The sequence below is a fragment of the Streptomyces pimonensis genome, from assembly GCF_041380215.1.
In the GTDB taxonomy this organism is placed as follows: domain Bacteria; phylum Actinomycetota; class Actinomycetes; order Streptomycetales; family Streptomycetaceae; genus Streptomyces; species Streptomyces pimonensis.
The window spans coordinates 112,906-135,720 of sequence record NZ_JAHWZY010000012.1 but is presented as its reverse complement, the minus strand read 5'-3'; the positions used below and the strand labels follow the sequence as shown (position 1 = coordinate 135,720).

Sequence of the window (22,815 nt, the reverse complement as noted above, 5' to 3'; positions counted from 1 at the left end):
GTGTCACCGTGCCGAACGGCGGGCCAGGGCCCGGGACAGGGCGGAGCGGACCTCCTCGGGCGGGGGAACGCCCTCCGCCTCCGCGCCGGCGGTGAGCGCCTGCGCGAGCGTGCGGAGCTTGGTGTTGGACAGCTGGGACGCCTCCCGCAGGATGTGCCAGGCCTCGTCCGAGGTGCAGTCGTACGTGGCCATCAGGATGCCGCGGGCCTGGTCGATCACCGGGCGGGAGACGATCGCCTGCCGCAGCTGCTCGACCTCCTCCCGAAGCACGCGCAGCCGCTCCTCCCGTTCCAGCGCCACCGCCGAGACGGTCCGCGGTGGCGCGTCCCCGGGCACCGGGGAACGCAGGGGGTCCGCGGTGTCGAGGCCGGCGAGCTCCAGGATGCGGCGCGGCTGGCCTTTCCAGTGGGTGGCCGTGACCGTGACCGACCGCCGCCGGCCGTGGTCGCGCAGCACCTCCAGGAACTCCAGTCCCGCCGTGTCCATGAAGTACACGCCGCTCATGTCCACGTCGACCCGCGCCGTGCCGTCGGGCAGTCGCGCCAGCTTCTCCGCCAGGGCCTGCGCGCACCCGCGGACCAGTTCGCCGCACGGGGTGAGCAGCGCCCGGCCCGCGTCCGTGCGACCGCCTATGACCAAGGTGGCCGGCCTTCCGGGGAGGGGGAGGGACGCCTCGGAGGTCATGTCACCGCCTTGTCGGTGCTCGTGGGGGTCGGTGCGTTCGGCCGCCGTCGGCACCGGAGCGGTAAGCTGCGCACGGTCCCGGCTGCGCCGGGGGTACGCCTGCCCGCCCCGCGGCGTACTACACACCCTGCCGGGGGACGGCCGGTGACCGACGGGGCACATACGGGCCCGGGAGTGTGGGGAGACGGGTGTTGGGCAATCGTCACCGGACGCCGTACGTGCCCGGGACTCCGGCGCCGTGTCTGACGGTGCGCCCGCTGGAGGGCTGCCGCGGTGTCCGCGTGGCCGGGGACATCTGCCTGGCCACGCGTACGATCTGGGAGCGCGTGCTGGAGCAGGCGGTGCGCGAGGGTGAGGCCGTGTACCACCTGGAACTGTCCGAGGTGACGTTCGTCGACGTCGCGGGCGCCGGAGCGCTCGCGGCGGCCGCCGGGCGGCTCGAGGACGGCCGCCGGTTCGTGGTACGCCGCCCGCCCCCCGCCCTGTGCCGGGTACTGGACACGTTCTGGCCCGACCTGTCGACGATCGAGGTGTCGATGACATGAGTGCCGCGGCCGAACCCCGGGAGACCGTCTCCGGTCCCTTCGCCCACCCCGCCCTCTTCTACCGGGACGACCAGGAGTACCTGGAGGGCACCGTCCCCTTCGTGCGCGAGGGACTCGCGGCCGGCGATCCCGTGGCGGTCGCCGTACCCGGTGACCGGCTGCGGATGGTCCGGGACGCGCTCGGTGACGCCGCGGACACCGTCCGCCTCCTCGACATGCGCGAGGCCGGACGCAATCCCGGCCGGATCATCCCCGGCGTGCTGCGCGCCTTCGCCGACGCCCATCCGGCCGAGCAGCGGGTGCGGATCGTCGGCGAGCCCGTCTGGGCCGGCCGGTCCGCGACCGAGTACCCGGCCTGCGTGCAGCACGAGGCACTGATCAACGCCGCCTTCCGGGGCCGTACGGTCACGATCCTGTGCCCCTACGACGCCGTACGGCTGTCCGCACAGGTCCTCGCCGACGCCCACGCCACCCACCCCACCGTCATCCCGGCCGGCGCCCGCCCGGCGCGGGACAGCGAGGCGTACGCCCCCGACGCGGTCGTCGCCCGCTACAACGAGCCGCTGCCGCTGGTGGTGGACGCGATGACCTTCCCGTTCGTCGCCCAGTCGCTGGCCTCGGCCCGGTACGCCGCGTCCGACGAGGGACGGCGGCTCGGCCTCACCGGCGTCACCCTGGAGGACCTGGTGCTCGCCACGGCCGAGCTGACCACGAACAGCGTGGTGCACGGCGGAGGTTCGGGGGTGCTGCGGATCTGGGCCGAGGACGGCCACGTGCTGTGCGAGGTGCGCGACGGGGGCCGGATGACCGACCCCCTCGCGGGACGCCGCCCCCCGTCCCGCGACCAGCGTGGCGGGCGCGGCCTGTTGATGGTCAACCTGATCGCCGACCTGGTGCGCGTGCACACCGGGGACGAGGGCACGACGATCAGGTGCTGGTTCACCCGCTGACGTCCGCCCGGCTCAGGCGTGCAGCGGGTCCAGCGCGATCGGCGCGATCCTGCCCTCCAGCATCTCGCCCAGCCCCTGTACGGCGCAGAGTTCCGGCTGCTCGGCGATGTTCACCGGCATGCCCGTCGCCTGACGCAGCATCTGGTCGAGACCCGGCAGCAGGGCGCTCCCGCCGACCATCATGATCCCCCGGTCGGCCAGGTCGGCGACCAGATCCGGCGGGCACTCCCGCAGCACCTTGCCGATGCCGTCGAGGACGGCGGTGAGCGGCGTCTGGACGGCCCGCCGCACGGCGGCCGTGTCGACCTGCACGGAACGGGCCAGACCGGTGGCCACGTCCCGCCCGTGGATCTCCGTCGACTCCGGGCCCCGCGGGGTGAGCCCGTTGCCGTGCAGGGCGAGCTGCAGGGGCCGTACGGACTGGCTCGGCAGCATCAGCTCGTGCTGGTGGCGCAGGTACTGCACGATCGCGTTGTCCACGGCCTCACCGCCGACGGGGACGCGCTCCGCCGTCACGATCGCCCCGAGGGAGAGCACGGCCATCTGGGTGGCCGCCGCACCGCACACCATGATCATGGTGGCCTCGGGCCGCTCCACCGGCAGACCGCAGCCGGCGGCGGCGGCGATGAGCGTGTCGACCAGCTCCACCCGGCGGGCGCCGAGACCGACCAGGGTCTCGATCGCGGCGCGCTGGGCGAGCGGGTCGGCGTCGTGCGGGACGCAGGCCGCGGCCCGCAGCCGGGGTCTGCGGCGCAGCGTGCGGCGCATCCTGTCACCGATCAATTGCCGCAGCATGCGCTGGGCCATCTCGATGTCGACGACCGTGCCGCCGGAGACGGGACGCACGACGCGGATGTAGTCCGGCGTACGGCCCGTCATCCTCTCCGCGAACTCCCCGACCGCCATCAGCGCTCCGGTACGGGTGTTCACGGCGGCGGTGGACGGCTGGTCGACGACGAGTCCGACGCCCTTGACGTACACCCGGGTGCGGGCCGCCCCCAGGTCGACGGCGAAGTGGCAGCGGCGCAGCTGCTCCAGACTGGCGGTCACGGCAGTTCCTCCCGAGTGCGCGCCCAGCGGCCCGCCGGGTGGCGGACCTCTCAGGCATCGTGCGCGACGGGCGGGTGCGGGCGCCTTTCCTGGGGGACCGGGCGGGTGGCCGCCGAACGGGGCCCCTCGGCCACGGGGGTGCGGTCCGCCGGTCCCGCGCCCCCGTGGCAGCCTCCGGCTCCACCGGCTCCTGCGGGTGGACGTGGAGCCGGTCCGCCGTGCCCCCCGCCTCCTTCGGGGGCCGTTCGAGGAGGGCCGCCGCGAGTCCTGGGCCTCTCCGGCGCCTGCGGAGCGGGGCGGTGAACGGTGTCCTGCCCCGGAGGCGGAACACCGTTGCCCCGATCGGGCGGGCCGAGCGCTGTGCGTTGCGCGGGCCGAGCGCGTGCACCGTGCTGATCGAGGGCCGCGGCAGCGCGTGCGCCTCCGCGCTCCGCCGCGTCGGGCCGGGCCGGTTCCCGCCGGTGCGCCCGGCGGCACGGGCGCGGGCGGCGCCGCGACCGGGCCGGCCGAGCGGACCGTAGGGCCGTGGGTCCCGTGCCGGGCGGGGGAGTCCGGTGAAGTCGTCGGTGACGAGGGCGAGGACCGCGCGTGGACGGGCGGTCAGCCTTGGGACAGCGCCCGCTTCATGATCTTCCCCATGTCGTTGCGGGGGAGCGAGTCGAGGTGCCGCAGGACGCGGGGTCGCTTGTGCGGGGCGAGTCGGCCCGCGACATGGCCGGCCAGCGCGTCGAGGGTGGGTGGCGACCCGGGGTCCGCCGGCACGATCCACGCCACGATCCGCTCGCCCAGGTCGGGGTCGGGCTCCCCGGTGACGGCCGCCTCGCGCACCCCCGGGTGTTCGAGGAGCGCGTTCTCGATCTCACCGGCCCCGATCTTGTACCCGCCGCTCTTGATCAGGTCGGTGGCCCTGCGGCCGACGATGCGGACACAGCCGTCGGGGTCGCGCACCGCCATGTCGCCGGTGCGGAAGAAACCGTCCCCGGTGAAGGCGGCGGCGGTGGCGTCCGGCCGGTTGAGGTACCCGGTGAACAGGTTCGGGCCGCGCACCTGGATCTCGCCGACGCTCTCCCCGTCCAGCGCCGCGACCGGTGTGCCGTCCTCCTCCACGAGCCGCAGCTCCACCCCGGGCAGCGGCACGCCCACGGTCCCGGCGCGCGGCTCGCCGTCCGCCCGCGCGCCGGGCCGGGGGCCCGGGGGTGCCCACCGGGACGAGCACAGCATCAGGGTCTCCGTCATGCCGTACCGCTCGATCACCCGCCGGCCGGTCGCGGCGGCGATCCGCTCGTGGTCGTGCACCGGCAGTGCGGCCGACCCGGACACCAGCAGCCGGGCCCCGGCGAGCGCCCCGGCGAGCTCCGGGTCGTCGGGCAGGGTCTCGGCGATCCGGTGGTACATCGTCGGCACCCCGAACAGCATCGTCGCGCCGTCGTTCAGCTCCCGCGCCACGCCCCCGGTGGTGAACCTGCCCAGGTGGCGCACGGAGCCGCCGCGCCGCAGCGGGCCGAGGACGCCGAGGACGAGACCGTGCACGTGGAACAGCGGCAGTCCGTGCACCAGCACGTCGTCGCCGGTCCACCGCCAGGCCTCGGCGAGGGCGTCCAGGGTCGTGGCGATCGCACGGCGGGGGAGGACGGCGCCCTTGGGCGGACCGGTGGTGCCGGAGGTGTAGACGATCAGGGCGGGGTCCTCCGGGTCCCGCGCACGGTCGCCGGGGAGCGTGCCCCCGGCCGCCGGGTCCACGTCGACGCGGGGCAGCGCGTCCAGCGGGGCGGGGAGCTCCCCGCCGGGCGTGGTGAGCACCAGGTCCGGGGCGCTGTCGGTCAGGATGTGACCGAGTTCCTTCCCTCCCGACCTCGGGTTGAGCGGCACCACGGGCACCCCGGCGAGCAGCGCCGCGGTGACCGCGACCGCGGTCTCCGGCGTCGGCGTGGCCCATACGGCGACCCGGCGCGCCTGCGCCAGGCGCCCGGCCACCGCTCCGGCCGCCGAGGCGAGTTCCCCGTACGTCAGTGAGCGCTCGCCGAAGCGCAGGGCGGGCCGGCCGGCCGGGCCGTCGGTCAGGGACGGGAAGAGAGAGGACACGTGGCGTACTCCTTGACTGGTCGTCGTCCGAGGGCCGCGGGGTGGGACCCGGGCCGATCGTCGCGCGGATCGGGCCGCTCTTTCCACCGCGTCCACCACCGCGCGGCCGATGGCTGGAGCTGGTCGAACCGAACCTGTTCCTGTGGCTGCGTCCGGAGTCGGAGCCGCGCGTGGTGGGGGGTCCTCAGGGCCGCGGCCGGCTGACCGCCGTACGCTGCAGCGGGCCACAGGTGAACTCCGCGACCGCCTCGTGCGGTGTGCCGCTCGCGTCCGGGGTGGTGAAGGCCGGGCCCCGGCGGGCCGGGGCCGGTCCCTCCGGGGCGGGCGGGCGCGAAGGCGCGGGCGGCCTCGTCCACCGTGCAGGACCAGGGGGTGAGGTCCTCCAGCGTGTGGAGGGCGGGCGGTTCGGCGTCCGGCGCGCGGACCAGCCACTCGTTCCACACCGCGCCCCCGGCCGCCGGGGCCGGCACCTCGAAGCGCAGGGCGGGCCGGAGCGGGACCGGCCACCGCCACGCCTCGCAGTCCAGGTCGCCGATCCTGCGCGGGGTCCGGGACTCCGGCTCGCCGAGCACGGACCGGTGGCGGGACAGGGCCGGGCGGGAGCGCGGCGAGCGGACCATCGCCTGCCGGCGCCTGTGGGCCCCGCGCAGGTCCGCGAGACGGATGCCCGGTTCGTGCCGCGCCGCCTCTCGACCGGGCCGGGGTTGTGATCGGCCATGCGACGCAGCAGCACGGGCTGGAAGGCGAGCGGGGTGGACGGCTCGGTGGTTCGTCGTCCGGCGGGCGCGGGAGCCGTCGTCGCGCACTCGGTGGGGGCCCGACGGCGGTGTCCGGCCGGCGTCGGGCCCCCCGCGCCCGCCGGTGGGGGCGACCGTCCCATTGCCCGGGGCAGGCCCGTATGGCTAGCCTGTGTGTTCGCCATTCCGATCGCCTGTTGAAATATCGAACGACCGCAGGCGCCTGAGACACATAGGGAGGGGGCCGGTCGTGGGACGCCTCGTACCAGCCGTGACCCGGGCTCTCGACATTCTCGAGCTCTTCCTCGACGGGGACGGGACGCTCTCCGCCCCCGACATCGTGCGCAGGCTGCAACTGCCGCGCACCACCGTGCACGAACTGGTGACCACGCTCGCCGCCCGGAAGTACATCGTCCCGGTGGCGGGCCAGCCCGGACGCTACCGGCTCGGCGTCCGCCCGTACCAGCTCGGCGCCCGTTACGCCGAGCACCTCGACCTCGCCGCCGAGGGCCAGCAGGTCGCCCGCTCCGTCGCCGAGACCTGCGACGAGACGGTGCATGTGGCGATCCTGGAGGACACCGACGTCATCTACATCGCCAAGGTGGACTCCACCCACGCGGTGCGGATGGTGTCGGCGGCCGGCCGCCGACTGCCCGCCCACTGCACCTCCGTCGGCAAGATGCTGCTGGCCTCCCTTCCCGAGCACGAACTCGCCGCGCGCGTCCCCGACGACGCCGAGCTGTCCGCGATGACCCCCAACAGCATCACCGACGTGGCCGCCCTGCGCGAGAGCCTCGTGGAGATCCGCGCCCGGGGCGTCGCCGTGGAGAGCCGCGAGTCCAACCCGGACGTCTCCTGCGTCGCCGCCCCGGTGCGCGACCGTACGGGGCAGGTGGTCGCCGCGCTGTCCATCTCCGTACCGATGATCCGCTGGAGCGACGAACGGCTCGGCGAGCTGGAGCAGCTCGCCGTGAAGGGCGCCGCCGAACTGTCCGAGCGCCTGGGCCACCGGAGCATGGCATGACACACACCCACGACGTCGCCGTCCGCGCGGAGGCGGCCCTGGGCGAGGGCCCCACCTGGGACCCGGCCACCGGCCGCCTGCTGTGGATCGACATCCTCGGCTCCCGCGTCCACACCTACGACCCGGCCACCGGCCGGCGCACCCTGCGCCGCACCGAGCAGCACGTGGGTGCCGTCAAGCCCCGCGCGGGCGGCGGACTCGTCCTCAACCTGCGGGACGGGATCGGCCTGCTCGACCCCGACGACACCTTCCGCTGGCTGCACCGCGAGGCCGTCCCCGGCCGCCGCGCCAACGACGCCGCCGTCGCCCCCGACGGCAGTCTGTGGGCGGGCACCATGCGCTACGACGAGGCGCCCGGCGGCGGCACGCTCTCCCGCGTCACCGGTGACGGCGTGGTGGACGTCCTCCTCGGCGACGTGGCGGTGAGCAACGGCACCGGCTGGAGCCCCGACGGGCGGCTGATGTACTACATCGACTCGCCGACCCGCCGCATCGACGTCTTCGACGTCGGCGAGGCGGACGGCAGGATCACGAACCGCCGCTCCCTGGCCCGGATCGAGGACGGCGCCGGCTTCCCCGACGGCCTGTGCGTCGATGCCGACGGCTGTGTGTGGGTCGCCCTGTGGGACGGCGGCGCGGTACGCCGCTACACCCCCTCCGGCGACCTGGACCGGGTGATCCCGCTCCCCGTGCCCCGCGTCACGGCCTGTGCCTTCGGCGGTCCCGGCCTGACCGACCTCTACATCACCACGGCCCGGGTGGGCCTCGCCTCCCCGCACCCCCTGGCGGGCTCCCTGCTGGTGGTGCCGGGCGCGGGCAAGGGGGTGCCCCAGCCTCCGTTCGCAGGCTGATCCCGCCCCCGCCGCCCCTTCCCGCCCCACCCCGGGGGTTCCGGGGGGCGGTACGCCCGGGGGACGGGAAGGGGCGGCGGGGGGCGAGGAACCTCCCGGCTCACACCCCCGTACGGTCGAGCCCTCGCAGGACCTCGCGTTCACCCGGGGTCAGCGGAGGCTCGACCGACGGAGGCAGCGGGGGCCCGGCCACAGCCGCCAGCACCGCGGAGGGCCGGAACATACGGACCGGAGAGGCACGCAGGCTCGTGACGTCCCACACCGCCGAGGCCGCCGCGTAGGACCCCGTCGCCGCCTTCATCATGCGGCGCGTGTAGGCCGCCAAGGCGCGGTCGGCCGCGGTCGGCCGACCGCCCCGCACCCCCGGATACAGCACGTCCTGTCCGACCGCCGTCGACCACGCCGTGTCCGCCGCACGCGCCGCCCCCCGCACCACCCGCCGGCCCAGACCGGGCGCGCCGGGCCCTCCGCCCCGCCCCAGCTCACGGCTGAGGACCCGGGCGCCGAACGCGGCCACCGACATCCCGTGCCCGTACGCCGGATTGAACGTGGCCAGCGCGTCCCCGAGCACCACGAGCCCCTCCGGCCACCGCGGCATCCGCTCCAGGTACCGCCGCACATTGCTCGTCGACCGGCTCAGGTGCACGTCCGTGAGCGGCTCCGCGCCGGAGATCAGCCGCCCCACGATCGGATCGGGCAGGTCGAGCGCGTACCGCAGGAACCCCGCCGGGTCCGCCGGCGGTTCACCGCCCCGCGAGCCGCCGCAGCTCACCAGCCAGCGGCCCCCCTCGATCGGCATCACCATGGCGCTCCGCGCCGGCCGCGACACGTACGGGTTGGCGTGCACGACCGTCAGCGGGAACCGCTCCGCGCCCTCCGGCACCCGGTACACGCGCGACGCGTTGACCAGACCGGAGTCCACCGCCCGCTCCTGCACACCGGTCAGCCCGAGCCCGCCCAGCCAGCCGGCGACCCGCGTGCCGCGTCCGCTCGCGTCGACGACCAGGTCCGCCTCCAGGTCCGTGTCCCCGCCGGGCGCCGCGATCCGCACCCCGCGCACCCGCGCCGCGGAGCCCGTCAGCCCCACCGCCGCCGCCCTGCGGACCTCCACCGGCACCTGCTCCCGCACCGCCGTGCGCACCGCCCAGTCCACCAGCGCCCGGCTGCACGTCACCATCGCCGGCCCCTCGCGCCGCCACCGCCGCAGCCAGCCCTCGGACGTGAGCGCCAGCATGCCCGAGCTGAGCGGGATCTCGTGCGCCCCGGCGGCCAGCAGCCGCTCGCGCAGCCCCGCGCCCGGCAGCAGCTCCTCCATGGCGTCCAGGCCGCCCGCCATCAGCAGATGCGCGTGCCGCCCCTGCGGCAGCCCCTTGCGGTGCTCCGGGCCGTCCGGCAGCGCGTCGCGCTCCAGGACGATCACCTCGTCCGCCCCCGCACGGGACAGCACCGCCGCGGCCAGCATGCCGGCCAGGCCGGCACCGATGACGACAGCTCTACGCGACATGGGGCTCCTCGGGTTCGGTCACGGTTCCGGTCGGGGGAGGCGGCGCCCCGCCCCCGCCCGCGGCGGGAGGGCGGGGCAGCGCCTGCGCCAGCTCCACCAGCCCGCCGGTGCCGGAGACCTCGGTGGCGTGCAGCCGGTAGGTGCCGGCGCTCTCGGGCGGTTCCTCGTGGGCGGCGGCCCGGCGCGCCGCGTCGGCGAGCATGGCAGCCTCCGCCGCCAGCCGCGCCTGGTGGGGGGAGCGGCCCGCGCGCAGGGCGGAGTCCCGGACCCGCTCGCGGACCCGGTGGTCGAAGTACGGCGCCAGTGCGAGCAGCGCGTCGTGGATCGACACCTCACGCCACTGAAGCCGCGCCCGCGGCAGCTGCCACCAGGCGGCCTGCGGCTTGGGAGCCGTCGGCACCGGCCCCACCAGCGACCACAGCGGGCCCAGCCGCCGGTAGTCGCCGAGCCCCCGCCACTGCGCGCGGACGGACGGCAGCAGCCTCGGCAGCGCGAACCCGGCCGACCACAGCAGCGCGGCCAGCGCGGCCATCGGCGGGGCGACCGTGGTGGACAGGAAGTCCAGGTCATGACCCGACCAACGGGCCACCACCGCCGTGTACTTGGTCAGCTGGAACCCCACCACGTCCAGCAGCGCCCCCAGGAGGATCAACCGCAGCCCGGTCCGCAGCAGCCCGCCGACCTCGCGCCCCCACTTGACGCAGACGACGCACATCACCAGCATCGCCGCGCTGTGCCCGACCAGGTACAGCAGGATCATCTCCCGCATGAACGGGGTGGTGGCGTAGTACGTGTCGAGGTCCGTCAGCCGTTCGGTGTCCGCCTCGGCGAGCGCGAACAGGACGACGATGGCGGCCACCAGCAGACCGTAGGCGGCCACGCTGCGCAGCACCATGCGCCGCACCCGTTCCCGCGACCCGCCCCGCCAGTTGATCAGCAGCACCAGCACCGCGCAGCTGTACGCGGAGAGCATCCCGTAGGTCAGCGGGGCACCGAAGTTGGGGACGCCGGTGAGGGAGTTGACGGCGGCCAGGGTGGCCGGGGCGGCGCACACGAAGACCAGGGCGCCCAGGACGATCGCGGCGCAGGTGGACAGGGTGAGCGGGTCGGGCGGGGCCGCCGTGCGCGGACGGCGGAACAGCAGCACGGACGTCATGCCGAAGACGAAGGCAGCCAGGTAGACGACGAGGCTCATACCGGCAGGCTCCTCCCGTCCGGGGCCCGGTTCACGCGGTCCCCGCCGTGGTCGTACCGTTCGGCACCGCGGCGGCCGCCGGGGCCGGGGCCGGGGCCGCGCCGGCCAGCGCGTCGGCGATCCGGACCAGGACGGCCGGGTCCGGCACCCGGTCCGGGAGCCGGCCGCCGCCGTCGCGCGACGGGGCCCGGCGCCCCGGTTCCGCCTCGTCGCGCACCGCCGCGGTGATCACGGCCGCCCACGCGGCGGCCTCCGCGCGCTCCGCCTCCCCCGTCGCCGCCAGCACGCCGGCGCGGGTCCGGTCGTACAGCTCCGGGTCGAAGTAGACGTCCAGGTGGCTCAGCGCGTTGTGGACACTGGTCTGCCGCCACACCAGCCGTGTCGTGGGGGAGGCGAGCCCGGGCCGGGGCAGCCGCAGCGCCCGGCGGGTGAGGAGGCCGTCCAGGACCCGCTCCAGCGGTTCCAGCCGGGCGTACGTCCGCCGAGCCCGCCGCCATTCGGCGACCCGGGGCGCCGCCAGCGGCACCAGCACCCCGACGACCGTCAGCAGGGCGCCGAGCCCGGCGGCGGCCGGGGAGACGGCGGTGCCCAGCTGCGACCAGTCCCGCCCGGACCAGCACGCGCCCACCGCGACCAGCTTGGCCGCGCTGTACCCGGCCCCGCACAGCGAACCGGCCCCGAGCAGCGTCAGCCCCGCCCGCAGCCCGCCCCGCACCCGGCGTGCCCAGCGCAGCGACGACACGGTGGTGACGGTCACCGCGGTGAGGTGCGCGACCAGGTACAGCACGATCATCTGGGCGATGAAGGGCGTCGTCGCGTAGTAGGTGTCCAGGTCGGTACGGCGCTCCACGGGTGCCTCGCCGAGGGCGAACGTCACCGCGATGCCGAGCACGACCACGGCGTAGGCGAGCAGCCAGCGGCGGACGGTGCGCCGCACCCGGGGACCGCCGCGCCAGTGCACGACGAGGACCTGGGACGCGGCGCAGTACCCGGTGATCGCCACGTAGGTGACCGGCGCCGCGAGGTTCGGCACGCCGCCGGTCCGGTTGACGGCGCCGACCGTCGGCGGCGCCCCCAGGAAGAAGCACAGCCCCGCGAGGCCCAGCACCGCGCAGATCGTCCGCAGGTACGGATCGCGCCGGTGCCGCAGCAGATCGGGGGTCTTCACCAGCAGGCCGAGCCACAGCGCCCCGCAGCTGACGTAGTTGAGCAGGCCGTTCACCCCTTCGTCCCGCGGTGGTTGAGCGCGGCCCCGATCCGTCCGGCGAGGTCCCTGGGGTCCCCGGGACCGCCGCTCTCCGCGGCGTACACCGAGTCGGTGGAGGCCTCCAGCCAGGTGCGCAGCCGACGGCCCATCAGCATGCCGAAGCGGTCCGCCTCCTGTTCCTCGGCCAGGCTGAAGTCGGTGCGGGCGGCGACCGGTCCGGGCCGCCCTCCGGCGTCCGCCGGGCGGCGGTTCATGTGCCACACCTCGTGGCAGAGGATCACGATCTGGTGCCATACGGCGGCCCGCTCGTCGACGACCACGTCGTCATGGCCCTCGCGCTCCAGCCACAGTCCGCTCGCCGTGTGCGGGGGGAACGCCGCCCGGTGGACGACCACCTCCCGTCCCCGCCACGCGCTGACGGAGGCGACCAGGGCCTCGAACAGGACCTCGGGATCCGCCGGGACCGCCACCCGGATGGGGTCGATGAGGGCGTCAGCGAGGCGACGCATCTCCTTCCTGGTACGCACCGCTGTCTCCCTGTTTCCCTGGGTGTCGCCCGGTCACCTGTGCAATATGCCAAGGCGGGTGCCGTCCCGGCCAGTTCCGTGTGCGGCGCGGTCACTCGGTGACCGCCGCGGTGCCTCCGGGCGCCACGGCGAGCGCACGGACCTCCCGGATGACGTCGGGGTGGCGCAGGGCGCGCGAGACGGCCCCGATCTCGCGCAGCAGTTCGGTGGTGTCGAGTTCGTGGCCGCGGTGCGCACCGGCCCCGGCCTCGACGGCGTCGAGGATCACCACGGCCGCGGCGAGCGCCCGCGCCCGCTCCGGCGGGAGACCGAGGCCCAGGGCGGCGGCGTACGACCGCTCGCGCAGCCGCTCGTCGGTGCGGCGGGCCAGCGGCAGCAGGACGTCCCGGATGAACGTCTCGCGGCGGGTCAGGCGCAGTTCGGGGCCGGCGCGCAGCACGAACGGCATGCCGCGACCGTGCACGGACCTCATCAGCTCGTACAGGGGCCGCAGCCGGCGGTGGGCCAGGCGCAGCCGCCAGCGTTCGTGCAGGTACTGGCCGGCGTGCGGCAGGATGAAGCCGACCGCGATCGACACCGCGGACGCGCACGCCAGCGCCGGGGCCACGTTCAGACTGAGCCAGTCCAGGTCGTTCCCGGTCCAGCGTGCCCCCACGGCCGTGAGCTTGGCGGCGTCGAAGGCCAGGTTCAGCGCGTATCCGACGCCCAGGAACTTCAGTCCCCAGCGCAGCCAGGCGTCGAGTCCTTCGGCGCGGATCCAGTTCCAGATCAGCTTCGAGGTGATGAGCACGGCGGTGGTGTGCGCGAGGAGGTACAGCAGGATCTCCTCGCGCATGAACGGCGTCGTCGCGTAGTAGGTGTCCAGGTCCCGGGCGCGTTCCACGGGCGCGTCCGCGAGGGCGAAGAGCACCCACAGGGCGACGATCACGCCCCCGTACGCGCGGAGCACCCGGCGGGTGGCGCGGCGGGTGGAGGCGGAGTGTTCGGGCAGCCCGTCGCGCCAGGCGACGATCAGCACCAGGCAGGAGCCGCAGAAGGCGGTCAGCAGCGAGTACACCCAGGGCGCGGAGATGTTCGGCACGCCCGTGACCCGGTTGACCCACACGATGGTCGGCGGGGCGACGAACACGAACACCGCGCAGGCCAGCAGCAGCAGTCCGCCGACCGCGCGCAGCAGCGGATCGTGCCACAGCCGGATGACGGTCGGCAGTTTGATCGCCAGGGCGGCGGCGAGGACGACGGCCGGGACCCACCAGAAGGACGTGTAGAACGCGCTGAGGAACGAGGCCGGACCCACGGCCGCGTCCGCGAACCCCATCCCGCCCCCCTCGCTCCCACCCGCCGCCGAAACCAAGGCCGTTCGAGCCTACGCGGCCGGACGTGCCCGCGTCATGCGTGGGCCTCCCGCGGAAAGTCCCGCTGTGAGTTCTTGTCCGGGCCATTGACGCGCCGGTCCATCACCTTTACGGTCCGTTCGAAGTTACGGGCGTCATTCGATATCTCGAACAAACCATGAACGGATGGGGCAGGGCATGGGACGACCTGACCTGAATCGCAGGCAACTCCTCGCCGGACTGGGCGGGCTGACCGTCGCCGGGAGCTTCGGCTTCGCGGCGCTCGGCACCGGGGCCGACGCACTCGCCTCCGGAGCGGACACCCGGGTGCGCTACTGGAACCTCTTCAGCGGCGGCGACGGATACAACATGATCGCAATGCTGGACTCCTTCCGCGAGGACAACCCCGGCATCGAGGTGAAGGACTCCACCCTCCAGTGGGGCAGCCCCTTCTACACCAAGCTCGCCATGGCGGCCGCGGGCAACCGCGCACCCGACCTCGGCGTCATGCACCTGGGCCGCGTCACCGGCTTCTCGCCCGGCCGCCTCCTGGACCCCTGGGACGTGGAGTTGCTCGCCCGGTACGGCGTGAAGGAATCCGACTTCAACCCCGATCTGTGGAAGCGCGCCGTCATCGACGGCAAGCTCTACGCCCTCCCGCTCGACATCCACGTCCAGCTCTGCTTCTACCGCAAGGACGTGCTGAGGAAGGCGGGCCTGCTCGGCGCCGACGGCCGCATCGTGCCGGTGACCTCGGTCGACGCGTGGTTCGACGTGCTCAAGGAGGCCAAGAAGGCCGCCGGGAGGGGCCTGCAGACCATCGGCATGTGGTCCGCCGACCAGAACTTCCAGTGGTGGTTCTTCGTCGCCTTCTACACCCAGCTCGGCGGCACCTGGTTCGACGACGCCAACACCGAGGTCACCTTCGACACCGACAAGGCCACCCAGGTCCTGGAGTTCCTGCGCCGGCACGTCGCCGACGGGTACGCGAACCCGGACTTCGCGGGCGGCGCGGGGGCCGAACAGTTCGTCAACGGCGGCCCCCTCGTCTGGGAGGGCAACTGGTCGGTGCCGGTCTTCGACAGCGCGAAGATCGACTACGGCGCGACCCCGCTGCCGCCCGTCTTCGGCAGGCAGGCCACCCACGCCGAGTCGCACGCCTTCGTCCTGCCGCACCAGTCCGACCGCGGCGGCGCCGCCAACGAGGGCGCGCACCGGCTCGCCGCCTACATCGTCCAGCACGCCCGGCAGTGGGCCGCCGGCGGACACATCCCTGCCCACACGCCCACCCTGTCCACGGCCGCGTACCGAAAGCTCGACCCGCAGAGCGAGTACGTCTCCGCGATGGACCACCAGGCCACCGAGCCGAAGGTGTGGTTCGCCGGCTCCACCGGCATCCTCGCCCAGCGCGTCGGCCCCGTCGTCGTCTCCTCGACGATGGGCTCCGCCAAGCCGGACGCCGCCGCCCGCAGCATGAAGAGCACGCTCACCCAACTGCTCGCCTCGAAGAACCCCATGGACGGCCGCACCGCCGCGCAGGGAGGTGCGGTCGCATGACGACGACCGGCGCAGAGACCGTCATCGCGCCCACGCGCGTGCGGACCGCCGCGGACAGTGCCACCGTCCGCCGCAAGCAGGGCTTCCAGCACGGCGGCTGGTTCGTCACCCCGTTCCTCGTGCTGTTCGCGCTCTTCGTGATCTGGCCGCTGCTGCGCGGCCTCTACCTCAGCTTCACCGACGCCAACATCTCCGGCGACGGCGCGAACCTCATCGGCCTCGACAACTACCGCGAGGCCCTCGACGATCCGCTGGTGTGGGAATCGCTCGGCCACAGCGCGTACTTCACGCTCCTCGTCGTCCCCTGCATCACCGTCCTCGCCTTCCTCCTCGCGATGCTCGCCCACCACATCGAGCGCGGGAAATGGCTGTGGCGGCTCTGCTTCTTCATGCCGTTCCTGCTGCCCTCCACCGTCGCCGCCAACCTGTGGCAGTGGCTGTTCAACCCCGGCACCGGCATGGTCAACCACGTCTTCGGCATCGAGACGCCGTGGCTGAACGACAAGTCGTACGCGATGCTCGCCGTCGTCATCTGCACCCTGTGGTGGACGGTCGGCTTCAGCTTCCTGCTCTACCTCGCGGCCCTCCAGGGCATCCCCGGACACCTCTACGAGGCCGCCAGGCTGGACGGCGCGAACGCCTGGCACCGCATGGTCCACATCACCCTGCCGATGCTGCGCAACATCACCGGGCTGGTCGTCGCCCTGCAGATCCTCGCCTCGCTCCAGGTCTTCGACCAGGCCGTGGTGATGATGGACTTCCTGCCCGGACCGGAAGGCTCCACCAGGACGTTCGTGCAGTACACCCTCGAAGAGGGCTTCACCAGCTACCGCGTGGGCTACGCCTCCGCCATCTCCATCATCTTCTTCCTGATCATCGCGGCCGTCGCCCTCGCCCGGATGTGGCTGCTGCGCAACCGTGAGGAGGGCGGCCGATGACCACCGCCGCACAGCAGACCCGGGTCGGGCCCCGCCGGAGCTGGACACCCAGCCAGATCGTCCTCACCCTCCTCGGCACCGCCGTCTCCCTGGTGTTCCTCGCCCCGCTCGCCTGGGCCCTGTTCACCTCGTTGAAGTCGGAGACCGAGGCCGTCGAGGTACCGCCGCACTGGCTGCCGGAGGAGTGGACCGGCCAGGCGTGGACGGCCATCTTCGAGACCGGCAACATCACCAACTGGTTCGTGAACTCCCTGGTGGTCTCCGTCTGCGTGACGACGATCGTGCTGGTGGTCAGCGCACTCGCCGGATACGGCTTCGCCCGCACCGAGTTCCGCGGCAAGAACGTCCTGATGGGCGTGGTCATGGCCGGCCTCATGGTCTCCCCGGCCGTGCTCGGCGTCCCCCTGTTCACCACCGTCCAGCAGATGGGCATGGTCGACACCTACTGGGGCATGATCCTGCCGCAGTGCGCGCCCGCCGCGATGGTCTACATCCTCTACAAGTTCTTCCAGGGCGTCCCGCGCGAACTGGAGGAGGCCGCCTTCATCGACGGCGCGGGCCGCTGGCGCGTCTTCCTCACGATCATCGTGCCGCTGTCCCGCCCCTCCCTCGCGGCGGTCGGCATCTTCACCTTCATCAGCTCCTGGAACAACTTCCTGTGGCCCTACATGGTCACCAACAACCCCGACCTGATGACCATGCCGAACGGCATCGCGACCGTCATGAACTCCTACGGCATCCAGTGGGCCCAGCTCATGGCCGGCGGCCTCATGGCGGGCCTGCCGCTGATCCTCGTCTTCGTCTTCTTCCAGCGCCAGATCGTGGCGGGCGTCGCCCACACCGGTCTGGCCGGCCAGTAATCCCTCCGAGGGGAGCCCGATGTGAAGCGCCTGAGACTCGTCACCCTCCTGGCCGCGGCGGCCGTGGCCCTGCTGCCGGCCACGGCCCGGGCGGACACGACGTACCCCGACCCCCAGCCGGTCACCGGCCAGCAGATCATCCACGACCCGACCGTGCTGCGCCTGAAGTCCGGGGGCTACGTGGCCTATTCGACGGGCGGCGTCATCGGCGCCCGCACCTCGAAGGACCGCGTCCACTGGAAGGACGCGGGCAACGCCTTCGCCGAACCCCCGTCCTGGTGGTACGAGTACAACGACACCGGGGACCCCTGGGCCCCCGACCTCTCCTACCGCGCCGGCCGCTACTGGCTGTACTACGCGGTCTCCTCCTGGGGCACCAACCGTTCCGCGATCGGTGTCGCCACCTCCCGCACGGGCCTGCCCGGCACCTGGACCGACCACGGCAAGGTCCTCACCTCGGAGACCACCGACCAGTGGAACGCCATCGACCCGGCGGTCGTCCGGGCCGACGGCCGCCTGTGGATGACGTTCGGCTCGTACTGGACCGGCATCCGCATGGTCGAGCTGGACCCGAGGACGGGCAGGGCGATCGAGGACGCCCCGGTCCACCATCTCGCCACCCGCCCCGACGAGCCGTACGCGGTCGAGGGCCCGGAGATCGTCAAACACGGCCGCCACTACTACCTGTTCGCGTCGTACGACGCGTGCTGCTCGGGCGTGAACAGCACGTACAGGATCAAGGTCGGCAGATCGACGAGGATCACCGGCCCGTACACCGACAGCACGGGCAGGCCGATGCTGGAGGGCGGCGGCGACCTCCTCCTCGCCGGCCACGGCAGGTACGTGGGCACGGGCGGCCAGTCGGTCTTCCGTGACCGGGGCGAGGACTGGCTGGCGTACCACTACTACGACGCGGAGGACGACGGCGCCCCCAAGCTGGGGCTGAACAGGCTGAGCTGGCAGAGAAACGGCTGGCCCGTCGTCCTCTAGGGGCGCGGGGCCGCGCCGATGCGCGGCTCCGCCGCGCGGACGCGACAAGCCCTCGCCCAGCCGCAGACGAAACCGAACCTTCGAAAGGAAGAAATTGCGCACCGCCCGTTTCACCCTGGACCCCGCCTTCACCGTAGGCGAAGTGAACCCCCGTCTCTTCGGCTCGTTCGTGGAACACCTCGGCCGCTGCGTGTACACCGGCATCTTCGAACCCGGCCACCCCACCGCGGACGCGGAAGGCCTCCGCCAGGACGTCCTGGACCTCGTCAGAGAGCTCGGCGTCACCGCCATCCGCTACCCCGGCGGCAACTTCGTCTCGGGTTACAAGTGGGAGGACTCCGTGGGCCCCGTCGAGGACCGCCCCCGCCGCCTCGACCTCGCCTGGCGCTCCACCGAGACCAACCGCTTCGGCCTCTCCGAGTACATCGCCTTCCTGAAGAAGATCGGCCCCCAGGCCGAGCCCATGATGGCCGTCAACCTCGGCACCCGGGGCGTCGCCGAGGCCCTGGAGCTCCAGGAGTACTCCAACCACCCCTCCGGCACGGCCCTGTCGGACCTGCGCGTCGAGCACGGGGACAAGGACCCGTTCGGCATCCGCATGTGGTGCCTGGGCAACGAGATGGACGGACCCTGGCAGACCGGCCACAAGACCGCCGAGGAGTACGGCCGCATCGCCGCCGAGACCGCCCGCGCCATGCGCCAGATCGACCCCGGCGTCGAGCTCGTCGCCTGCGGCTCCTCCGGCCAGTCCATGGAGACCTTCGCCGAGTGGGAGGCGACGGTCCTCAAGGAGACGTACGACCTGGTCGACTACATCTCCCTGCACGCCTACTACGAGCCGCTCGACGGCGACGTCGACTCCTTCCTCGCCTCCGCCGTCGACATGGAGTCCTTCATCGAGAACGTGGTCGCCACCTGCGACCACGTCGGCGCCCGCCTCAAGTCCAAGAAGAAGATCGACCTCTCCTTCGACGAGTGGAACGTCTGGTACCTGTCCCGGACCGAGGCCCAGGTCAGCGCCCTGGACTGGCCCGAGGCCCCGCGTCTGCTCGAGGACAACTACAGCGTCACCGACGCCGTCGTCTTCGGCTCGCTCCTCATCGCCCTGCTCCGGCACGCGGACCGCGTCACCGTGGCCTGTCTCGCCCAGCTCGTCAACGTGATCGCCCCCATCATGACCGAGCCCGGCGGCCCGGCCTGGCGGCAGACGACGTTCTTCCCGTTCGCCCAGGCCTCGAAGTACGGCCGGGGCGAGGTGCTCGACGTCCGCGTGGACTCGCCGACGTACGAGACGGAGAAGTACGGCGAGGCCGACCTGCTGCACGCCACCGCCGTGCGCGCCGAGGACGGCACGGTCGCCGTCTTCGCCGTCAACCGCAGCCGCACCGGGTCCCTGCCGCTGGAGGTCGCGCTCAACGGCCTGGACCTCACCTCGGTCGTCGAGCACAGCGCCCTCGCGGACGCCGACCCCGACGCCCGCAACACCCTCGCCGAGCCCGAGCGGGTCACCCCGCACCCGGTCGACGGCACGACCCTGGAGGACGGCCGGCTCTCCGCCGTACTGGAGCCGCTGTCCTGGAACGTGATCCGGCTGGCGTGATCCGCCCGGTGCGATGTGCCCGGCGGTGGGCTCACCTCCCCGGTGAGTCCACCGCCTCCACCGGGACCCCGCCCAGCGCCGCGCCCAGCAGCGTCAGCCGTACGTCGCGCGGGCCCGAGGGCGTGGTCCCGTCGGACAGCACCGCCAGAGCCAGGGTGTTGGCCCCCCGGGTGCGCAGGATCCCGTTCGGCAGGACGAAGGTGTGCTGCGGGCCCACATCGTTGATGTACTGGCCCATGTTCCAGCCGTTGAGGAAGATCTGAACCCGGTAGGCGCGCTCCGGTGCGTCGTCGATCGTGAGCCCGATCGAGGCGTCCACGTCCGCGTCGACGTCGAGCCGGAAGCCCGTCCGGTACCAGACCACCCCCTGCCGCCGCTCCTCCCGGGGGAGCTCCACGCCAGGCCACTCGCGGTCGTCGAACCCCGGCAGGTGCCAGCCCTCCCGCTCCCCGTACAGCCCGCCGTTGTTCAGCGGTCCGCGCACCCGGTCCGGCGCCACGGCGCCCCGGATCCGCCACTCCACGTCCCGGGACGCGCCCCCGAACCCGGCCGACACGAGCCCGCGCGCGGCCTTGTGCGTGTCCTTCGCCTGCTCGTCCCCGTCGTGCTGCATCGGCCGTACCAGCACCGACAGCACGTGCGGGCCCCGCTCGCGCCACTTCTCCGGCACGTCGAAGGAGGCCGTCGCCGTCCACGTGCCCTGCCGGGCCGTGTCCTCGTCCGGCACCGGCATGCGGTGCGTGCCCAGCGGACGGCCGTCCAGCCAGGCCATCAGCAGCCCCTGCGTACCGGTGCTGTAGGACAGCGACACGGACGTGACGCCGCGGGTGTCCTCGAACCGCCCCCGGTACCAGACGTCGCCGTAGTGGAAGCCGTGGTCGTCCGCGAGGAGGACGGGACCGCCCCCGGGCACGGGCGTGGTGCTGTGCGACGTGGTGAGATCGGCGGCCGGCCACGCCGAGTCGTCGAAACCGGCCTCGGACTCCGGGTTCTCCGCCTGCCGGCGCCAGCCCTCCAGCGCGGGCAGCCGCACCTCGGGCGCGCCCGGCAGCAGCCCCTCCAGCAGCAGGCTCCCGGCCCGGCTGACCTGGGTGCGCACCGGCCGTCCGTTCCAGGTCACGGCGGTGATCCCGCGCGGTGCCCACACCTCCAGGCCGGTCTCGCCGACGAGGTCGCCGACGAGGTGGGCGGTGGGACCGCGCAGGGTGACCGAGCGCAGCAGCGCCGGGCCGTAGACCAGCACCGAGCCGGACGGGGTCTCGTACGGCCACAGGCGCAGCGCGGTCGCGTCGTCGGCGAACAGCAGCACCATGGGCGTCCCGGAGCCCCCGCCCTTGATCAGCACCCGGCTCAGCCCGCCCACGCCCAGCGGCACCACGATGTTCAGCCTGCCCCGGTCGTAGGACCACCCGGGCTCGTCGTCCAGCCGGTAGGTGAGCGGCTCGGTGTCGCAGTCCAGCGCGACCTGCGCCGTCTCACCGCTGCGGCCCGTGAACAGGGCGATGTCCTGCCGTCCGACGGTCGTGTTCAGCATGGGCTGCGCGGTGCTGTACGCCAGTTTCCGCCGGCCCAGTTCCAGCCCGGTGACGAGCAGCTTGGCGTCCCGCGCGCCGACGGTGACGGGGACGTCGATGCCGGTGCCGGGCAGCATCGAGTCGACCGGCTCCCCGGAGTCGTTGTGCAGGACGTACACCTGGGCGCCGGTGTCCGGATTGGCCAGGTGGCGCACCCTCAGCCGGGCGTCCTCGGCCCGCACCTCCCCCGCCGGGTCCAGCCGGGCGAGGTCGGGCACGGTCCGCAGCAGGTGGCCGAGCTGCTGGAGCACGGCCAGCTTCGGCGTCGGCCGGCGGCCCTCGTCGATCGCCGCCCCGTGGTCGTACGAGGTGTAGACGCCCGGCGAGGGCAGCCAGCCCCAGGAGGTCCCGCCGAACGCCATGCGGACGTTGTGCACCGTGATGCCGTCGGCGAGGCCCGCGAGGAGGTCGCGCCGCTCACGGGCCGCGTCGTGCGTGCGCCGCACCTGCGCGTACCCCTCGCCGCCGGAGGTGGCCCCGCCCCACGGGTCGGCCGCCCCGCCGGCCGCCCCGGCCAGGACCCCGGGCGTCCGCCGGCCGGTCCCGCGGTCGCCGAAGCGCCCGTCCGCGTGGAACAGCGGTACGTCGATGCGGTCGGCGCGCGCCTTGTCGTACAGGTGGGTCAGGTAGGCCTGTCCGGCCGGGTCGTCGGCGAGGACCTCGGCCCCGTCCTCGAACTGGTACAGCAGCACGGTGCCGCCGCCCGAGGTGAACAGGTGCCGGACGGCGATGCGGTCGACGGTGCTCAGCCACTCGTCGACGTGCCGCAGGTACTCCGGGTCGGTGGTGCGGGCACGGCCCCCGGTGGCCGTCAGCCACCCGGGGAAGCCGCCGGCGTCGAGATCGGCGGACCCCAGGTACGGGCCGGGACGCAGGATGACGTACAGCCGCTCCTCGGCGGCCGTGGTCAGGAAGAGGTCCAGGTCCCGCACGCCGGTGAAGTCGTACCGCCCGGGCGCGGGGGAGTGGTGGTTCCACGGCACGGGGACGCTGACCGCGTTGCACCCGCCCGCGCGCAGCTTCTGCAGCACGTCCCGCCACAGGGACGGGCTGGGCAGCCGGAAGGGGTGCATCTCACCGGACCACAGCACCAGGCGCCGGCCGTCGACCAGCAGCGAGTACCGGTCGTGGCCGACCCGGTGCCGCTTGCCGTCCGCGCTCGGGGGAGGGGGCGGCGGGCCCGTCGGTATGCTGCGCGGCCCGTGCGTGCCGGTCGCCGCCCTGCCGCTGCCGGCCAGCGCGAGACCGAGCGCCGCCGTCCCGGCCAGGGCAGTGAAGGTACGCCTGCTGAACTCCAAGGGAGCGCCTCCTGCTAGTGCTGCCACACGGGGTGCCGGTGGGCCATTGTCCACGAACCGGCGCTCCCGCGTTCACGCGAGGATTCCGGTACGCCCGCTTCCTCCGGATTCAGGCGGGGCGGAAGCGAACGGCCGGCGTTCACCCTGTCCGCCGGTCACGGGGCTCCCTGCGACGCGAGCGCTCTCCGGCACCCCCTGCCGGACGAGTCCCGTGACGTGGTCCTCGGCCGGCAGTGGCGTGCAGCGGATCTCGCGGCCGGTGGGGCGGGGGCGTCGCGGGCCGCTCGGCTCGGGCGGTCCACCCCTCC

General features: G+C 73.7%; 18 protein-coding genes and 1 pseudogene. 9 read left to right on the top strand and 10 right to left on the bottom strand.

All coding sequences use genetic code 11. The features are described from left to right. Positions 1-3: 3 nt before the first annotated feature. Entirely contained in the window at positions 4-684 is a 681-nt protein-coding gene (locus KYY02_RS14670) for an ANTAR domain-containing response regulator (RefSeq protein WP_371238371.1), read from the bottom strand. 191 nt (positions 685-875) lie between these two features. Between KYY02_RS14670 and KYY02_RS14665 the strand changes: the two genes are divergently transcribed. Then, a complete protein-coding gene (locus tag KYY02_RS14665) occupies positions 876-1,229 on the top strand; it encodes an STAS domain-containing protein (protein WP_371238370.1) in 354 nt (117 codons plus the stop codon). After that, on the top strand, positions 1,226-2,179 hold the full coding sequence (locus KYY02_RS14660; protein WP_371238369.1) for an anti-sigma factor RsbA family regulatory protein: 954 nt from the start codon (positions 1,226-1,228) through the stop codon (positions 2,177-2,179). Before KYY02_RS14665 ends, KYY02_RS14660 begins: the two co-directional genes overlap by 4 nt. A 12-nt stretch (positions 2,180-2,191) precedes the next feature. Here the strand turns inward: KYY02_RS14660 and KYY02_RS14655 are convergent, their stop codons facing one another. From KYY02_RS14655 to KYY02_RS14645, 3 genes and pseudogenes are all read right to left on the bottom strand, one after another. Further along, positions 2,192-3,229, bottom strand: coding sequence for a rod shape-determining protein (locus tag KYY02_RS14655; protein ID WP_371238368.1), 1,038 nt, complete (start codon positions 3,227-3,229; stop codon positions 2,192-2,194). A gap of 600 nt (positions 3,230-3,829) precedes the next feature. Next, positions 3,830-5,311, bottom strand: coding sequence for an acyl-CoA synthetase (locus KYY02_RS14650; RefSeq protein ID WP_371238367.1), 1,482 nt, complete (start codon positions 5,309-5,311; stop codon positions 3,830-3,832). Between the two features lie 184 nt (positions 5,312-5,495). Continuing rightward, positions 5,496-6,029: pseudogene (locus tag KYY02_RS14645) on the bottom strand (hypothetical protein). A gap of 269 nt (positions 6,030-6,298) precedes the next feature. Here KYY02_RS14645 and KYY02_RS14640 point away from each other — a divergent pair. Together KYY02_RS14640 and KYY02_RS14635 are read left to right on the top strand one after the other, a co-directional pair. Continuing rightward, positions 6,299-7,072, top strand: a complete 774-nt coding sequence (locus KYY02_RS14640) for an IclR family transcriptional regulator (protein WP_371238366.1) — start codon at positions 6,299-6,301, stop codon at positions 7,070-7,072. Next, a complete protein-coding gene (locus KYY02_RS14635; RefSeq protein ID WP_371238365.1) occupies positions 7,069-7,923 on the top strand; it encodes an SMP-30/gluconolactonase/LRE family protein in 855 nt (284 codons plus the stop codon). The genes KYY02_RS14640 and KYY02_RS14635 overlap by 4 nt, the downstream gene beginning before the upstream one ends. Before the next feature lie 100 nt (positions 7,924-8,023). On the opposite strand, the gene KYY02_RS14630 is transcribed toward KYY02_RS14635, so the two are convergent. From KYY02_RS14630 to KYY02_RS14610, 5 genes are all read right to left on the bottom strand, one after another. After that, on the bottom strand, positions 8,024-9,427 hold the full coding sequence (locus KYY02_RS14630; protein ID WP_371238364.1) for an FAD-dependent monooxygenase: 1,404 nt from the start codon (positions 9,425-9,427) through the stop codon (positions 8,024-8,026). Further along, complete coding sequence (locus KYY02_RS14625) at positions 9,417-10,622, bottom strand: MAB_1171c family putative transporter (protein WP_371238363.1); 1,206 nt, start codon at positions 10,620-10,622, stop codon at positions 9,417-9,419. The genes KYY02_RS14630 and KYY02_RS14625 overlap by 11 nt, the downstream gene beginning before the upstream one ends. A 31-nt stretch (positions 10,623-10,653) precedes the next feature. Continuing rightward, positions 10,654-11,844 carry an MAB_1171c family putative transporter gene (locus KYY02_RS14620; RefSeq protein WP_371238362.1) on the bottom strand — a complete coding sequence of 397 codons (1,191 nt, stop codon included), beginning with the start codon at positions 11,842-11,844 and terminating at the stop codon, positions 10,654-10,656. Further along, positions 11,841-12,338: a toxin gene (locus KYY02_RS14615; protein WP_371238433.1), complete on the bottom strand. Its 498-nt coding sequence runs from the start codon at positions 12,336-12,338 to the stop codon at positions 11,841-11,843. The genes KYY02_RS14620 and KYY02_RS14615 overlap by 4 nt, the downstream gene beginning before the upstream one ends. Before the next feature lie 109 nt (positions 12,339-12,447). After that, the gene (locus tag KYY02_RS14610; protein WP_371238361.1) at positions 12,448-13,674 is read right to left on the bottom strand and encodes a DUF6545 domain-containing protein; all 1,227 of its coding nucleotides are present in this window, start codon (positions 13,672-13,674) and stop codon (positions 12,448-12,450) included. Between the two features lie 214 nt (positions 13,675-13,888). On the opposite strand from KYY02_RS14610, the gene KYY02_RS14605 reads away from it, so the two are divergent. The 5 genes from KYY02_RS14605 (at position 13,889) to arfA (ending at position 19,635) form a co-directional block, all read left to right on the top strand. Next, complete coding sequence (locus tag KYY02_RS14605) at positions 13,889-15,247, top strand: extracellular solute-binding protein (protein WP_371238360.1); 1,359 nt, start codon at positions 13,889-13,891, stop codon at positions 15,245-15,247. Next, entirely contained in the window at positions 15,244-16,185 is a 942-nt protein-coding gene (locus KYY02_RS14600) for a carbohydrate ABC transporter permease (RefSeq protein ID WP_371238359.1), read from the top strand. The genes KYY02_RS14605 and KYY02_RS14600 overlap by 4 nt, the downstream gene beginning before the upstream one ends. Then, positions 16,182-17,045, top strand: a complete 864-nt coding sequence (locus KYY02_RS14595) for a carbohydrate ABC transporter permease (RefSeq protein ID WP_371238358.1) — start codon at positions 16,182-16,184, stop codon at positions 17,043-17,045. Before KYY02_RS14600 ends, KYY02_RS14595 begins: the two co-directional genes overlap by 4 nt. 21 nt (positions 17,046-17,066) lie before the next feature. Further along, positions 17,067-18,035 (top strand): arabinan endo-1,5-alpha-L-arabinosidase, encoded by a 969-nt coding sequence (locus KYY02_RS14590; protein WP_371238357.1) that lies wholly within the window; start codon positions 17,067-17,069, stop codon positions 18,033-18,035. 94 nt (positions 18,036-18,129) lie between these two features. Beyond that, entirely contained in the window at positions 18,130-19,635 is a 1,506-nt protein-coding gene (arfA, locus tag KYY02_RS14585) for an arabinosylfuranosidase ArfA (protein WP_371238356.1), read from the top strand. Between the two features lie 31 nt (positions 19,636-19,666). Here the strand turns inward: arfA and KYY02_RS14580 are convergent, their stop codons facing one another. Then, positions 19,667-22,507 carry a glycoside hydrolase family 35 protein gene (locus KYY02_RS14580; RefSeq protein WP_371238355.1) on the bottom strand — a complete coding sequence of 947 codons (2,841 nt, stop codon included), beginning with the start codon at positions 22,505-22,507 and terminating at the stop codon, positions 19,667-19,669. Between the last annotated feature and the right edge of the window lie 308 nt (positions 22,508-22,815).

Coding starts and splice junctions, on each gene's coding strand:
- KYY02_RS14670 (WP_371238371.1), bottom strand. CDS start 684: ATGACCTCCGAGGCGTCCCTCCCCCTCCCCGGAAGGCCGGCCACCTTG.
- KYY02_RS14660 (WP_371238369.1), top strand. CDS start 1,226: ATGAGTGCCGCGGCCGAACCCCGGGAGACCGTCTCCGGTCCCTTCGCC.
- KYY02_RS14635 (WP_371238365.1), top strand. CDS start 7,069: ATGACACACACCCACGACGTCGCCGTCCGCGCGGAGGCGGCCCTGGGC.
- KYY02_RS14630 (WP_371238364.1), bottom strand. CDS start 9,427: ATGTCGCGTAGAGCTGTCGTCATCGGTGCCGGCCTGGCCGGCATGCTG.
- KYY02_RS14625 (WP_371238363.1), bottom strand. CDS start 10,622: ATGAGCCTCGTCGTCTACCTGGCTGCCTTCGTCTTCGGCATGACGTCC.
- KYY02_RS14615 (WP_371238433.1), bottom strand. CDS start 12,338: ATGCGTCGCCTCGCTGACGCCCTCATCGACCCCATCCGGGTGGCGGTC.
- KYY02_RS14610 (WP_371238361.1), bottom strand. CDS start 13,674: ATGGGGTTCGCGGACGCGGCCGTGGGTCCGGCCTCGTTCCTCAGCGCG.
- KYY02_RS14605 (WP_371238360.1), top strand. CDS start 13,889: ATGGGACGACCTGACCTGAATCGCAGGCAACTCCTCGCCGGACTGGGC.
- KYY02_RS14600 (WP_371238359.1), top strand. CDS start 15,244: ATGACGACGACCGGCGCAGAGACCGTCATCGCGCCCACGCGCGTGCGG.
- KYY02_RS14595 (WP_371238358.1), top strand. CDS start 16,182: ATGACCACCGCCGCACAGCAGACCCGGGTCGGGCCCCGCCGGAGCTGG.